The organism is Pantoea sp. GbtcB22 (assembly GCF_019091025.1).
In the GTDB taxonomy this organism is placed as follows: Bacteria; Pseudomonadota; Gammaproteobacteria; order Enterobacterales; family Enterobacteriaceae; genus Pantoea; species Pantoea leporis.
In genome coordinates, this window is sequence record NZ_JAGXKB010000003.1 from 447,885 (window position 1) to 461,975 (window position 14,091).

General features: G+C 57.2%; 12 protein-coding genes. 6 read left to right on the forward strand and 6 right to left on the reverse strand.

Annotated elements, in window-relative coordinates; genetic code table 11:
- Positions 1 to 18: 18 nt before the first annotated feature.
- Positions 19 to 1,521, reverse strand: coding sequence for an L-asparagine permease (gene ansP / locus KVT28_RS13650; RefSeq protein WP_101763535.1), 1,503 nt, complete (start codon positions 1,519 to 1,521; stop codon positions 19 to 21).
- 279 nt (positions 1,522 to 1,800) lie between these two features.
- On the reverse strand, positions 1,801 to 2,073 hold the full coding sequence (locus KVT28_RS13655; protein ID WP_101763534.1) for a YdgH/BhsA/McbA-like domain containing protein: 273 nt from the start codon (positions 2,071 to 2,073) through the stop codon (positions 1,801 to 1,803).
- A gap of 244 nt (positions 2,074 to 2,317) precedes the next feature.
- On the opposite strand from KVT28_RS13655, the gene narQ reads away from it, so the two are divergent.
- The 3 genes from narQ (at position 2,318) to acrD (ending at position 8,060) form a co-directional block, all read left to right on the forward strand.
- Entirely contained in the window at positions 2,318 to 4,006 is a 1,689-nt protein-coding gene (narQ, locus tag KVT28_RS13660; protein WP_101763533.1) for a nitrate/nitrite two-component system sensor histidine kinase NarQ, read from the forward strand.
- A gap of 109 nt (positions 4,007 to 4,115) precedes the next feature.
- On the forward strand, positions 4,116 to 4,748 hold the full coding sequence (locus KVT28_RS13665) for a response regulator (RefSeq protein ID WP_101763532.1): 633 nt from the start codon (positions 4,116 to 4,118) through the stop codon (positions 4,746 to 4,748).
- A 195-nt stretch (positions 4,749 to 4,943) separates the two neighbouring features.
- Positions 4,944 to 8,060, forward strand: a complete 3,117-nt coding sequence (acrD, locus tag KVT28_RS13670) for a multidrug efflux RND transporter permease AcrD (RefSeq protein ID WP_101763531.1) — start codon at positions 4,944 to 4,946, stop codon at positions 8,058 to 8,060.
- A gap of 196 nt (positions 8,061 to 8,256) precedes the next feature.
- Here the strand turns inward: acrD and ypfM are convergent, their stop codons facing one another.
- The gene (gene ypfM, locus KVT28_RS28200) at positions 8,257 to 8,316 is read right to left on the reverse strand and encodes a protein YpfM (protein WP_137386901.1); all 60 of its coding nucleotides are present in this window, start codon (positions 8,314 to 8,316) and stop codon (positions 8,257 to 8,259) included.
- Between the two features lie 404 nt (positions 8,317 to 8,720).
- Here ypfM and KVT28_RS13680 point away from each other — a divergent pair, with 404 nt between their 5' ends.
- The 3 genes from KVT28_RS13680 to KVT28_RS13690 are packed head-to-tail and all read left to right on the forward strand — an operon-like array spanning position 8,721 to position 10,426.
- Complete coding sequence (locus KVT28_RS13680; protein ID WP_217548948.1) at positions 8,721 to 9,089, forward strand: ArsC family reductase; 369 nt, start codon at positions 8,721 to 8,723, stop codon at positions 9,087 to 9,089.
- Position 9,090: 1 nt separating this feature from the next.
- Positions 9,091 to 10,218 (forward strand): succinyl-diaminopimelate desuccinylase, encoded by a 1,128-nt coding sequence (dapE, locus tag KVT28_RS13685; protein ID WP_217548950.1) that lies wholly within the window; start codon positions 9,091 to 9,093, stop codon positions 10,216 to 10,218.
- Positions 10,219 to 10,237: 19 nt separating this feature from the next.
- Positions 10,238 to 10,426: a YpfN family protein gene (locus KVT28_RS13690; protein WP_008108368.1), complete on the forward strand. Its 189-nt coding sequence runs from the start codon at positions 10,238 to 10,240 to the stop codon at positions 10,424 to 10,426.
- A gap of 47 nt (positions 10,427 to 10,473) precedes the next feature.
- On the opposite strand, the gene ypfH is transcribed toward KVT28_RS13690, so the two are convergent.
- The 3 genes from ypfH to KVT28_RS13705 form a co-directional block, all read right to left on the reverse strand.
- On the reverse strand, positions 10,474 to 11,169 hold the full coding sequence (ypfH, locus tag KVT28_RS13695) for an esterase (protein ID WP_101763528.1): 696 nt from the start codon (positions 11,167 to 11,169) through the stop codon (positions 10,474 to 10,476).
- A 73-nt stretch (positions 11,170 to 11,242) separates the two neighbouring features.
- Positions 11,243 to 13,174, reverse strand: a complete 1,932-nt coding sequence (locus KVT28_RS13700; RefSeq protein WP_217548952.1) for a tRNA(Met) cytidine acetyltransferase TmcA — start codon at positions 13,172 to 13,174, stop codon at positions 11,243 to 11,245.
- A gap of 26 nt (positions 13,175 to 13,200) precedes the next feature.
- A complete protein-coding gene (locus KVT28_RS13705) occupies positions 13,201 to 14,070 on the reverse strand; it encodes a neutral zinc metallopeptidase (RefSeq protein ID WP_110866495.1) in 870 nt (289 codons plus the stop codon).
- Positions 14,071 to 14,091 lie beyond the last annotated feature (21 nt).

The following is a 14,091-nucleotide window of genomic DNA, read 5'->3' on the forward strand; positions in this document are numbered from 1 at the left end:
AGATGAGAATCGCTACGATTAACGCGCGTTATCGTCCGCCAGTTTCGGCGATACATCATCCTGGTCGTCAGCATGATGTTCGTGCTCTTTCATCGCTTCGGCATTAACGCGTTTGCGCACGCCAAACCAACCCAGCACGAGCACCACGGCAATCAGGGGAATCGAGGCGATGGTGTACGTCCCGTTCGGATAGTCGAACGCCATCAGCACCAGCACGCTCACCAGGAACAGCAGCGTCAACCAGGAGGTGAACGGCGCCCACGGCAGCTTGAAGCTGACATCTTCGGCTTTACCCTCTTTGATCGCTTTGCGCAGACGCATCTGGCACACCACGATAAAGGCCCACGACGAGATGATGCCGAGTGACGCCACGTTCAGAACGATTTCAAACACCTGCGACGGCACATAGTAGTTCAGCACCACGCCGATGATGTAAACGGCAACGGTGACCAGAATGCCGGCATACGGCACCTGCTGCTTGCTCATCTTCGACATAAACTGTGGCGCAGAACCGCCCATCGACATGGAGCGCAGAATACGGCCGGTGGAATAGAGACCCGAGTTGAGGCTCGACAGCGCGGCGCTCAGCACCACGATGTTCATTACGCTACCGATATAAGGCACGCCCAGTTTGGAGAAGAAGGTCACGAACGGACTTTGCCCCGCCTGATAGGCATTCCACGGCAGCAGCAGTACCAGCAGCACCACGGAACCGACGTAGAACAGGCCGATACGCCAGATCACGCTGTTGATGGCTTTTGGCAGCATGGTCTTGGGATCTTTACATTCGCCTGCTGCGGTACCTACCAGCTCAATCGAGGCGAAGGCGAACACGACGCCCTGCACCAACACCAGCGCTGGCAGCAAGCCGTGCGGGAAGAAACCGCCGTTATCGGTGATCAGATGGAAGCCGGTGGTATTGCCGTCCAGCGGTTTACCGCTGCCGAGGAACACCACGCCGACAATCAGGAACACCACGATAGCCAGCACTTTCACCAGCGCGAACCAGAACTCCATCTCCGCGAACCACTTCACGCCGATCATGTTCATGGTGCCGACAATCGCCAGCGCGCCTAGCGCAAACACCCACTGCGGCACATCGCCAAACGCGCCCCAATAGTGCATATAAAGCGCGACTGCGGTGATATCGACGATACCGGTCATCGCCCAGTTAACGAAATACATCCAGCCCGCAACGTAAGACGCTTTTTCCCCAAGGAATTCACGTGCATAAGAAACAAAGCTGCCGCTGGAAGGACGATGTAACACCAGTTCGCCCAACGCTCGGAGGATAAAGAAGGAGAAGATACCGCACACCAGATAAACCAGCGCCAGTGCAGGACCGGCCATTTGCAGGCGCGCGCCAGCACCGAGGAACAGACCGGTACCGATAGCACCGCCGATGGCGATCATTTGTACCTGGCGGTTACCCATTGCTTTGTGGTAACCGCTGTCGTGCGAGTTGAGCCAGCGTCTTTTCGCAGCGCGTTGTTCGGCTGCGGTTTTTTTAGTTGATTTCATAGCTATCCTGTTTGTCCTGACCATCAATCACCGCGTAACCAAACGATTGCGTATGGCGGTGCGAAATGGGGTAAAAACCCGGTGTCACAGCGGCGGAACGATGTCGCGTGGCGGGCTGGGAATTTACGGCGATGAATCCTACCCGTTCTGCAAGAACGAAGCAAAAAATACCGCCAGGCTGCACAAGATGAATTGTAATAATCCGTCGCGGTGCACAAAAAAACCGGCCAGAGGGCTGACCGGTAAAGGGATGGCTACAGGGATAACTACTGGAGGGAATTAACGATAAATCTCTGCGGTGCCGCTCCACAGGCTGGAGTCGCCCGGAGTTTGTACACCAATAACACGATAGCCGCTGGCACCTTCCTCTTGCGCTTTTTGCGACAGATGGCGCGTTGCATCATCCAGCGAGCCGCGTACGCCGCTGATGGAAACGGTGCCCGCGCTTTGCAGGTTTTGCGCTTGCGTGGCGCTTACGGGCTGGGCCGCCAACGTCGAGAAACTTGCGGTGGCAAGCAGTGCAGCAGTCAGAACGGCATAACGTCTCTTCATGTGATGCTCCTGTTGTCTTCCGTTAAGGGTTAAGCGTTACAGGACTTATTATCACGCAGGGAATGAAAACCAGGTTGAGCAAGCCGTAAAGCCGTTTAATAATTCGCCAGCTTAGCGCGGGTTATTTAGAGAAAGGTAAAGAGAAAGGGTTTTCTCTGTTAAAAGTAACCTGATGTGACGAGATGACACTCGCCGTCACCGCACGGCTGCCCTATAATCCCCCGCTCTTACAAGGGTTATTACTGTGATTGTGAAACGTCCCGTTACTCGTACCATTGCGCGCGCACTTAGCGTGATTGTGCTGCTGTCGCTATTGACCACCGGGCTGGCGCTGATGACGCTCTCCAGCAGCCTGCGCGATGCCGAAGCAGTGAATGTCGCCGGATCGCTGCGCATGCAGATATACCGTCTGGCATGGGACAGCACGCGCGATCCGCAACAGTTGGATCATCACATCCAACTCTACCGGCAAACGCTGGAATCCCCGGCGCTGCAGCATCTGGAGCGCGCGTGGGTACCGCTTGAAGTGAGTAGCCGCTATCGCTATCTGCGTCACAGCTGGCCGATGCTGCAGGAAACGTTGCAGCCCAAGCGGGCACAAATCTACCAGCAGCGTGTCGCGGGCTACGTCAGCGAGATCGACCGCTTCGTGCTGGCATTACAGCATTATGCTGAACTGAAGATGCATCTGGTGGCCGCCAGCAGCCTGTTCGGTTTTCTGGCGATTGTGGCGCTGGCGTTGTGGACGATTCGCTTTATCCGCCGCAACGTGGTGCGACCGCTCAACGCGCTGGTGACCGCCAGCCAATATGTTGAGCAGGCGAATTTCGCTTTTCCGCCGCTGCCGGTGCAACAGCCGAATGAACTGGGCGTGCTGGCGCAGGCTTTTACTACCATGGCCGAACGGCTGCATTCGCACTATCGCCTGCTGGAGTGCGCGGTGCGTGATAAAACCGAAGATCTCACTCAAGCCAATCGCACACTTTCTCTACTGTATGAAAGCTCACAAATTCTCACCAGTAGCCCACCCAATCCCGAACTGTTTCAGGGATTGCTGCGTCTGGTACAGCGCCGTGAAGCGCTGACGGTGCTGAAAATTGTCAGCGAAGGGATTGAGTTTCAGGCCGGTGTGGCGGCGGATGAGGTGAGCTGGCAGCGTTTGCCGTTGATGCAGGAAGAGCAGCGGCTGGGCGAACTGTGCTGGCAAACCCACCGCGCACCGCCCGCCGACGAATTGATGCAGAGCCTGGCGAACATGCTGGCGCGCGCACTGTGGATTTGGCAGACGCAAAAGCAGTATCAGCAGATGCTATTAATAGAAGAGCGCGCCACCATTGCGCGTGAACTGCACGATTCGCTGGCGCAGTCGCTCTCTTTCCTGCGCATCCAGCTGGCGCTGCTGCGACGCAATGTCGATGGGTCGCAACCGCAGGCGCTGGCGATTATCGCTGATTTCGATCGCGCGCTGGCCGAAGCCTATCAGCAGCTGCGCGAACTGCTGACCACCTTCCGTCTGACCATCGAACAGGCTGATTTAGTGCAGGCGATGCAGGCGATGATTGCGCCGCTGCAGGAGCAATCGCAGGCGGCAATCGACTTCGATTATCAGCCCGGCTTGCAGATGCTGGATGCGCAGCAGCAAGTTCATGTGCTGCAGATTGCGCGCGAAGCGCTGCTTAACGCGATTCGCCATGCGCAGGCGCACAATATTCAGATTCACTATCAGCGTGTCGCTGATGAGGACCACTTACTGACCATCGAAGACGATGGCTGCGGCATCAGCAGCCTCGAAGAGCCGCCAGGACATTATGGTCTCACCATCATGGCGGAGCGCGCCGCGCGATTATCCGGCACGCTGATGATCACCCCGCAGGCGCAAGGCACGCGCGTCACGCTGCGTTTTCCACCGCGCCCGACGCACCGGTTGAGCTGACAGATTATAGAGCGCACCTGCTGTAGCGGCGCGATTCATCGCGCAATAAACTGCGCCGCTACGGCAGATGCGTTAATGAAAGAAAGTTGCCTTTGATACTGGAGACATTATGGCTAACCCTTCCCTGACAATTATGATCGTTGACGATCATCCACTGATGCGCCGTGGTATTCGCCAGCTGCTGGCGCTGGAGCCCCGGCTGGACGTGGTAGCGGAAGCCAATAACGGCACCGAAGCGCTGGCCGAAGCACGCCGTTTGTCGCCGGATGTCATTCTGCTGGATCTCAACATGAAAGGCATGTCCGGGCTGGACACGCTGAAAGCGCTGCGTAACGAAGGCATCGCCGCACGGATTCTGGTGCTGACGGTTTCCGATGCGCGCAGTGATATTTATGCGATGGTGGATGCTGGTGCCGATGGCTATCTGCTCAAGGACAGCGAACCCGAACTACTGCTGGCGCAAGTGATGCGCGGCGCTAAAGGTGAAAACGTGTTTAGCGAGGTGGTGGCCGATTATCTGGCGACGCGCCAGCCGACGACAAATCCGTTCAAACAGCTCACCGAACGCGAACTGGATGTGCTGCAGGAAGTGGCGCGTGGCTTATCGAATAAGGAAATTGCTGCCACCTTGCATATCTCCGAAGAGACGGTAAAAGTGCACATTCGCAACTTGCTGCGCAAGCTGGATGTCCGTTCGCGCGTTGCCGCTACGGTACTGTGGCTCGAAAGCCGACATCTGTAGTCGCGCACAAAAAACCGTCACTATATTTACACTTTCTCCATAATTTACTCACGATTCTCTAATTTGTGCCGCGTAGAGTGTCTGCAGCAGGAGTCTTTCGAGAGAGCAGTTTGCACTCCGCCAGCGTGACGCCGTCCGCGCATCGCGCTCATCATAATAAAAGTAAAAAATACGCAGTTGAGGAGTGTCGGTTTCATGTCGAATTTCTTTATCGACCGGCCCATTTTTGCCTGGGTTCTGTCTATTCTGCTCTGCCTGTGCGGTACGTTGGCGATCGTCTCGCTACCGGTTGAGCAATATCCCGACCTCGCGCCGCCTAACGTGCGTATCACCGCCAACTATCCCGGCGCATCCGCGGAAACGCTGGAAAACACCGTTACGCAAGTTATCGAACAGAACATGACCGGCATCGATAATTTGATGTACATGTCCTCCAACAGCAGCAACACCGGCCAGGCCCAGATCACCCTCACCTTTACCGCTGGCACCAACCCCGACGAAGCGCGCCAGCAGGTGCAAAACCAATTGCAAAGTGCGCTGCGTAAATTGCCTGCGGCGGTACAGTCACAAGGTGTGACGGTGAATAAAACCGGTGACAGCAATATCCTGATGATTGCCTTCGTCTCTACCGACGGAAGCATGGACAAACAGGATATTTCAGATTACGTCGCCAGTAACATTCAGGATCCGCTCAGCCGTGTTGATGGCGTCGGCCAGGTGGATGCTTACGGCTCGCAATATGCGATGCGTATCTGGCTCGATCCCAACAAGCTGATTGCCTACGCGCTGACCACCGAAGACGTGGTGAGCGCGATTGAATCGCAAAATGCGCAGGTGGCGGTGGGTCAGGTAGGCGGATTGCCGTCGGTGGACAAGCAAGCGCTCAACGCCACGGTGAATGCGCAGTCGATGCTGCAAACCCCGGCGCAGTTCAAAGCGGTGACGCTGAAAACCAACAGCGACGGCTCGGTGGTGACGCTCGGCGATGTGGCGGATGTGGCGATGGGCGCGGAAAAATATGACTTCCTCAGCCGCTACAATGGTCAGGCGGCATCGGGGCTCGGCATTAAGCTGGCTTCCGGTGCCAATGAGATGAATACCGACAAACTGGTGCGTGAGCGTATTGCTGAGCTGTCGCATTACTTTCCGCACGGGCTGGAAGCCAAAGTCGCTTACGAAACCACGCCGTTTGTTAAGGCCTCGATTAAAGACGTGGTGAAGACCCTGCTGGAAGCGATCCTGCTGGTGTTCCTTGTGATGTATCTGTTCCTGCAAAACTTCCGTGCCACGCTAATTCCGACTATTGCCGTGCCGGTGGTGCTGCTCGGCACCTTTGCGGTGCTCTACGCCTTCGGCTACAGCATCAACACCCTGACGATGTTCGCCATGGTGCTCGCCATCGGCTTGCTGGTGGATGATGCCATCGTGGTGGTGGAAAACGTCGAGCGCATCATGAGTGAGGAAGGTCTGTCGCCGCGCGCAGCCACGCGTAAATCGATGGGCCAGATTCAGGGCGCGCTGGTTGGCATTGCGCTGGTGCTGTCGGCGGTGTTTGTGCCGATGGCGTTCTTTGGCGGCACCGTCGGCGCCATCTATCGCCAGTTTTCAATCACTATCGTTTCGGCGATGGTGCTTTCGGTATTGGTGGCGATGATTCTGACGCCCGCGCTCTGTTCCACGCTGCTGAAACCGCTGGAGCAAGGCCATCATCACGGTCGTCGTGGCTTCTTCGGCTGGTTTAACCGCACCTTCAACGCCAGCGCAGAACGTTACGAGCGCGGCGTCGCTAAAATTCTGCGTAAAGGCGGCCGCTGGCTGCTGCTCTATCTGGCGATTATCGGCGTGATGGCGTTCCTGTTTATTCGTCTGCCCACCTCGTTCCTGCCGCTGGAAGATCGCGGCGTGTTCCTGACGCAGGTGCAATTGCCGGCCGGTTCGACGCTGCAACAAACCTCGAACGTGGTGGCGAAGGTCGAAAATTATTATATGACCCAGGAGAAAGACAATGTGGTTTCGGTGTTCTCCACTATCGGAGCGGGTCCTGGCGGTAACGGTCAAAACGTCGCGCGCCTGTTCGTTCGCTTGAAAGATTGGGAGGAGCGTCCGGGCAGCGATCGCACCTCTTTCGCCATCATTGAGCGCGCGACTAAAGCCTTCCACAAGATCAACGAAGCGCGCGTTATCGCCAGCAGCCCGCCCGCGATTACCGGCATGGGCAGTTCGTCGGGCTTCGATATGGAGCTGCAGGATCACGGTGGCATCGGCCACACGCGACTAATGGCAATGCGCGATAAGTTACTGGAGATGGCTGACAGCAATCCGGCGCTGTCGCGGGTACGTCACAACGGCCTCGACGACAGCCCGCAGTTGCAGATTGATGTCGACCAGCGCAAAGCGCAGGCGCTTGGCGTGTCGCTGGATACCATCAACGACACCTTAACCACCGCGTGGGGCTCAACTTACGTCAATGACTTCCTCGATCGCGGTCGCGTGAAGAAAGTCTACGTGCAGGCGGCGGCAGAGTTCCGCATGCTGCCGGAAGACGTAAATAAGTGGTATGTGCGTAACAACAGCGGCAGCATGGTGCCCTTCTCTGCCTTCGCCACCAGCCATTGGCAAACCGGTTCACCGCGTCTGGAGCGCTACAACGGTTACTCTGCGCTGGAGATTGTCGGTGAAGCGGCGAACGGCGTCAGCAGCGGTACCGCGATGGACGAGATGGAGAAACTGGTTGGGCAGCTGCCGCTGGGCGTAGGCTTCCAGTGGACCGGCGCCTCCTATCAGGAACGTTTGTCCGGTTCTCAGGCGCCGGCGCTGTATGCGATTTCGCTGCTGGTGGTATTCCTGTGTCTGGCGGCGTTGTATGAGAGCTGGTCAATTCCATTCTCAGTGATGCTGGTGGTGCCGCTCGGCGTGGTGGGCGCGCTGGTGGCAACCTGGATGCGCGGGCTGGAGAACGATGTCTATTTCCAGGTGGGCTTGCTCACGGTGATTGGCTTGTCGGCGAAGAATGCCATTTTGATTGTCGAGTTCGCCAATGAGATCAACAGTAAAGGCCGCGAGCTGATGGAGTCGACGCTGGAAGCCTCGCGTCAGCGTCTGCGCCCGATTCTGATGACTTCGCTGGCGTTTATCTTCGGCGTGCTGCCGATGGCCATCAGCAGCGGTGCCGGTTCCGGCAGCCAGCACGCGGTGGGTACCGGCGTGATGGGCGGGATGATTTCTGCCACCGTGCTGGCGATTTTCTTTGTGCCGTTGTTCTTTGTGGTGGTACGCCGCCGCTTCCCGCTGAAAGAGAAGCCGCACGATTAAGCAGGCCATTGCGCCGCTGAGGCTTGTGCGGACATCAGGTTCCGCGCATATCAAGTGCACACACTTGTCGCGGCGTGATTCATCGCGCGCGGTTAAATGAATAAAAAAGCCGCCATGAACATCCATGGCGGCTTTATTGTTGTGTGTGGTAAGAATTACAGCAAGTTGGGAAGTGCCCTGCTTTTCTCTTCACGCGTTACTTACGTAACATCGCTTCGATGAATTCTTTCCAGTTTCCCATTTCGGTGTCGACCATAAAACCCTCTCTTATTGTAGCGGCAATTCTACGCCGTTTTTTTCTGGTGGTGAATACGTTTCCACCTGTTATCACTATCGGCAAAAGCGTAGAAAAGCTTCAATCTTTTGAAATTGCGTACTGACGCACATTTCAGCAACTCTATAATGCGGCAGGAAAAATGGCTGACTTAAATCGGGTAGCAGAAATCTGCATTTAGGATAATCCTTAGTGGCTTAATGATATCGCAGGCAATTATTAAGTGCGTAAGTGAAAGCGCTTCCTGGCCCTAAGTAATAAAATTTATAACGGCTTAAGGGTCATGAAAAATGGGTGAATAAGGCCGGCTTTCACCGTCAGCGCTCACAGCCCTTAGAGCGCTGTGGTAAACTCGCGCTTTATTTTTTACTCAACGGGAATAAGCGATGACAGCGCAGTGGGTGATGTACGGAATTAAAAATTGCGACACGATTAAAAAAGCACGCAACTATTTAGCGTCTTCCGGTATCGACTACTGTTTTCACGACTATCGCGTGGAGGGCATTGACGACGCGCTGCTGCAATCGTTTATCGATCAACTCGGTTATGAGGCGCTGCTGAATACGCGCGGTACCACGTGGCGCAAGCTGCCGGAAGCCGAACGCGACGTGGTAAACGATGCCGCCAGCGCCAAAGCGGTGATGCTGGCGCAGCCTGCCATCATCAAGCGTCCGGTGTTAGCCGCGCCGAATGGCGATCTGCTGGTCGGCTTCAAAGATTCCCTTTATTTCGCCTTTATCCAGGAGAAGTCATAACATGTTCTGTCCGGTTATTGAGCTGGCTCAGCAGCTTATCCGTCGCCCGTCACTCAGCCCGGATGATGCCGGTTGTCAGGCGCTGCTGATTGCGCGTCTGGAAGCCATCGGCTTCACGGTTGAGCCAATGCACATTGGCGATACGCTGAACTTTTGGGCGACGCGCGGCCAGGGCGAAACGCTGGCGTTTGCCGGTCATACCGATGTGGTGCCGCCGGGCGACGCCAACCGCTGGATCAGCCCGCCGTTTGAACCCAGCATCCGCGACGGCATGCTTTTTGGCCGCGGTGCCGCCGATATGAAAGGTTCGCTGGCGGCGATGGTGGTGGCAGCGGAACGCTTTGTGGCCGCTAATCCGCAGCATAAAGGTCGTCTGGCGTTTCTGATTACCTCCGATGAAGAAGCCAGCGCGGTTAACGGAACGGTGAAAGTGGTTGAGCGCTTGATAGCGCGCAACGAACGCATGGATTATTGCCTGGTCGGCGAACCGTCGAGCACCGAGATTGTGGGTGACGTGGTGAAGAATGGCCGTCGCGGCTCGATGACCGCGAATCTCACTATTCATGGCGTGCAGGGCCACGTAGCCTATCCGCATCTGGCGGATAATCCGGTGCATCGCGCCATGCCGGCGCTGAATGAGCTGGTAGAAACCGTGTGGGATGGAGGCAACGAATTCTTCCCGCCGACCAGCATGCAGATCGCCAACGTGCAAGCCGGAACCGGCAGCAACAACGTGATTCCTGGCGAATTCTTTGTGCAGTTCAACTTCCGTTTCAGCACGCAGTTGACCGATCAGATGATTAAAGATCGCGTGGCGGAGCTGCTCGATCGTCATCAGCTGCGCTATACGCTGGAGTGGAATGTTTCCGGCCAGCCATTCCTGACATCACGCGGTAAGCTGGTGAATGCCGTGGTGAACGCTGTGGCGCACTATAATGAAATTAAGCCGCAGTTGCTAACTACCGGCGGCACCTCCGATGGGCGCTTCATTGCGCGCATGGGTGCGCAGGTGGTGGAACTGGGCCCGGTGAACGCCACCATTCATAAGATCAATGAGTGCGTGAAAGCGTCAGATTTGCAGATGCTGAGCCGTATGTATCAGCGCATCATGGAACAGCTGATCGCCTAAGCGCGAAAGGAGAAAGGGGATGGAATTCTTTAAAGAGTACTGGTGGATCCTGGTGATCCTGCTGATGGTTGGTATTTTGATGAACGTTTACAAAGACCTAAAACGTATCGACCATAAAAAATTCATGGACAACAAACCGACGTTACCGCCGCATCGTGATTTCAACGATAAATGGGATGACGAGGACGACTGGCCGAAAAAGAAATAATCGTCATATCGCAAACGGCGCGATAACTCGCGCCGTTACGCATCCTGCTACATCATCATCACCACATCATCATCGCCCGGCTTCGCACCGCTCAGCGCCTCATCGAAGTAACGACGCGGCACAGTATAACGCAGATGATTCAGCGCCAGTTCCATGCTGCGATCGTTAATCGCGTGCGGTAAATCTTCCACCACATCCAGCGTGACATCGCCGCCCAACGAAATCAGACGTTGCTTCGCCTCTTCAGCGTGCTGCAGCGGGATCTGTTCGTCGTAATCGCCATGAATCAGATGAATGGTGTTACGCGTGCTGGCCCGCAACGGCAACGTGGCATAGCGGCCGCTAAACACAATCGCGCGTCCAGCCAAATCCGGCTGCGCTTTCATGCCTTCCAGCACCATGATGCCGCCCTGGGAAAAGCCCACCAGCGCCGTGGCTTCGGCACGCACGCCGCTCTCTTGCTGCCAGTGACGCACCGATGCCACGAACTCTGGCATGATCGCATCCACGCCCTGCTGTTCCGAACGATCGTGCGGCGGTATATCGGCAAACCACTGACGTCCTTGCGGCACGCTGCCCGCGTAAGGTGCGCCGACCGACACCACCAGCGCTTGCGGGAACGCTTTCGCGAACCAGCTACCAATCTGCGCCATCGAATCCGGGTTGTCGTTGATGCCGTGATACAGCAGAAACAGCTGTGCTGCACTGCTGGGTTGCTGAACAATTACATATCGTAGTGCCATAAGATCCTCCTCAAATCACTATACGCCGCTGCTGGCACAGAGATATCGGGAAAATTTGAACGAGATAATGGATTTATTGCAATGAACGCAGCCGCTGCGCCGCGTCGGGATTGAGGCGAATCAGTGCTGCGCCAGCTTCCGATCGCAGCTGGTTTATCAAGGCTTTACGACCGCTGAGACCGGCATGTTGCGCGGCATCGGTTAGCGTCTGTTTTTGCAGCAGGATGGCATTCAACAACGGTGAAGGAGACTGGCGCACCAGCCGCTGTAGCGCCGCGTAGCTGGCTTCGAACGGGCGCTGCGCCCAGGCAAAGCCGGCCAGCAGCGCCCAGTCATCCTCGTTTAGCTGCTGGCTGGCATCGCTTACCAGCGTTAACGGTAAATCTATAATCGCTTGCAGCCACAGCCAATCACGCGCCAGGCGCTGCGCTGCCTGCTGTTGTAGCGCTTCACCTGCCGCCGAGATTGCCAGCAGCGCCATCGCGGCATAGCAGCCGCTGCTGGCTTCGCGCTGCGAGCCAATCCGCACCAGCGTAAAACCGCAGGCGCGCCAGAAGCGCCACAAGGACTCGGTGTAGCCGAAACTCACCGAGAGATAATCACAATTCTGCGCCTGCTGACGCGCGGTGGCCACTAGCGCTTTGCCGATCCCACGCTGACGCTGTGACGCCTGCACCGCAATCCGGCTAATGCGCAGTGAGCGCAGCGTTGCCGCCTGCGCGAAACCGGCATGGGCCGCCAGCGATTGCGCCACCAGATTGCCACGCGGCCGACGATGACCGGCCCACACCGCGTCAGCCAATGGCTGATCCAATCCGCCCTCTTCCACCAGCCACAACGCGCCGGTTACCTGTTCGGCTGCACCCGCCAACCAAAAACGCATGCCGGGCGCATCCAGCATGCGCCGCAAATCCAGTGGCGAGGTGCGATAGTGCGCGCTGGCAAGCAGGCGATAGCCCGCTTCCAGCGCCGTTATGTTGTGTTCCGGCGTTGCCGGATAAATCGCGATCTCACCGCTTGCGCGGCTCTCCTGCGCCTCTTCAAACAGCAATGCCTGGCTGAGCCATTGCTCCAGCGGATCGTTCGGCGACCAGCGCAACGGCTCGTCGAGCTGGAAGAGGCGCACATCCGGCAAGGTGGCGCAGAAGCGCAGCATAAAGCCGCGTCCGGTGCCTTCGTAACCTTGCACGGTGGTGATAAGTAGCACGCGCGGGAAACGTTGCACCAGCTGTTGCAGGATGGGCGCGGGAATGGCGGCCGCTTCATCGACAATCAGCCACTGCGCCTGAGGCGTCGCTTCCTGCGCGAGAACGGCATCGGGAGCCATGAAACTGAAATGCTCACCAGCGAATTCTGCCAGCACCGCCGTGGAGACTTTGGCCGGTGCCGTGACTAAACAGTGTTGGTTGCGCTGCGCCAGCATGCCGGCCAACGCCGATTTGCCGCGACCGCGCGCGGCGGTGATCACTGCCACGCCCGGCGGCATCGCTTCAAGCTGTTCAAGGATTTGCGCCTGCTGCTGCGGTGCCTGACAGCGCCAGTCGGGCAGATGCGCTTCCACCGGATAACGCACCGCTTGATGCTGACGTTGCAACATCACCTGCGCGTCTTGCCGCATCAGCGATTGCAGATGGTGGATAAAATGCGGCGTGGCAATCGGTTCAGCGACATCCGCCCAGCGCAGGCTGTCGGCATCGGTCTGATTGGGCCAGCGTTCCCAATCAGGCGTTAACAGCAATAACCAGCTGCCCGCGCGTAAGGTTCCGGCCAGTGCTGCAAAAGCTTCGGCGTGAAAACCGCGGCGGGCATCAAATATCGCATGCTGGAATTCACGCCCCAGCAAGGTGCGTAAAGCCGCGGGCGCAACGGCGTGCGGAAAATCGGTGCTGTCGCTCACCTCCAGCCAGTCGCCGGGCAGCGCGGTGTGCCAACCTGTGGCCTGCTGCTGCGCCCACTCCACATCACCCGCTATCACGCAAAGGCGGCGAATGCCTGCACGCTGCATCGCCGCCGTTTGTTCAACCAGGGAGATCACTTGCTAGCGAAGGTGTTGCACTGGCCAGGATCGCCGCTATCGAAACCGCGTTTCAGCCAGGTGTAACGCTGCTGAGAGGTGCCATGGGTGAAGCTATCCGGCACTACGCGGCCCTGACCTTTCTGCTGCAGACGATCGTCGCCAATCGCTTCAGCTGCGTTGAGTGCTTCCTGCAGATCGCCCACTTCCAGAACGTTTTGCTGCTCCATGTAATGGCCCCAAACGCCGGCGAAGCAATCCGCCTGCAGCTCCATTTTCACCGACAGCTGATTCGCCTGCGCCTGGCTCGCGCCCTGCTGCATCTGACGCACTTTTGGCTCAATGCCCAGCAGCTTTTGAACGTGATGCCCCACTTCATGCGCAATCACGTAGCCTTGCGCAAAGTCGCCACCGGCACCGAGTTTGGTTTTCATGTCATCGTAGAATGACAAATCGATATACACGGTTTGATCGGCAGGACAGTAAAACGGCCCCATCGCCGATTGGCCGGTACCGCAGTTGGTGCGCGTTGCCCCGCGATACATCACCAGCTTCGGCGGCACATACTGTTTGTTCATCTGCTGGAACAGCTTGCTCCAGGTATCTTCGGTGGTCGCCAGAATCACCGAGGTGAATTTGGCATCTTCGTTGCTCTGTGCGGTGTTTACCTGACGCTGCTGCGACGTTGGCGCGACACTGCCGCCGCCTTCCAATAACGCGGTGAGGTCGTAGCCGTAATAGCCGGCAACAGCGACCACCACCAGCAAGATAAGGCCGCCTTTGCCGCGTGGAATGCGGATTTGCCGTCCCCCGCCGCCGCCAAGGCCAGGTGAATCATTGCGTCGATCTTCTACATTGTCGCTTTCACGACGCCCTTGCCAGCGCATGGTCTAACTCCTTTAAACATG

Bases quoted from the DNA above. Each gene is read 5' to 3' on its own strand.
- dapE (WP_217548950.1), top strand. From the start codon at position 9,091: ATGTTCTGTCCGGTTATTGAGCTGGCTCAGCAGCTTATCCGTCGCCCG.
- ansP (WP_101763535.1), bottom strand. From the start codon at position 1,521: ATGAAATCAACTAAAAAAACCGCAGCCGAACAACGCGCTGCGAAAAGA.
- KVT28_RS13655 (WP_101763534.1), bottom strand. From the start codon at position 2,073: ATGAAGAGACGTTATGCCGTTCTGACTGCTGCACTGCTTGCCACCGCA.
- KVT28_RS13665 (WP_101763532.1), top strand. From the start codon at position 4,116: ATGGCTAACCCTTCCCTGACAATTATGATCGTTGACGATCATCCACTG.
- KVT28_RS13700 (WP_217548952.1), bottom strand. From the start codon at position 13,174: ATGCAGCGTGCAGGCATTCGCCGCCTTTGCGTGATAGCGGGTGATGTG.
- acrD (WP_101763531.1), top strand. From the start codon at position 4,944: ATGTCGAATTTCTTTATCGACCGGCCCATTTTTGCCTGGGTTCTGTCT.
- KVT28_RS13690 (WP_008108368.1), top strand. From the start codon at position 10,238: ATGGAATTCTTTAAAGAGTACTGGTGGATCCTGGTGATCCTGCTGATG.
- KVT28_RS13680 (WP_217548948.1), top strand. From the start codon at position 8,721: ATGACAGCGCAGTGGGTGATGTACGGAATTAAAAATTGCGACACGATT.
- ypfH (WP_101763528.1), bottom strand. From the start codon at position 11,169: ATGGCACTACGATATGTAATTGTTCAGCAACCCAGCAGTGCAGCACAG.
- KVT28_RS13705 (WP_110866495.1), bottom strand. From the start codon at position 14,070: ATGCGCTGGCAAGGGCGTCGTGAAAGCGACAATGTAGAAGATCGACGC.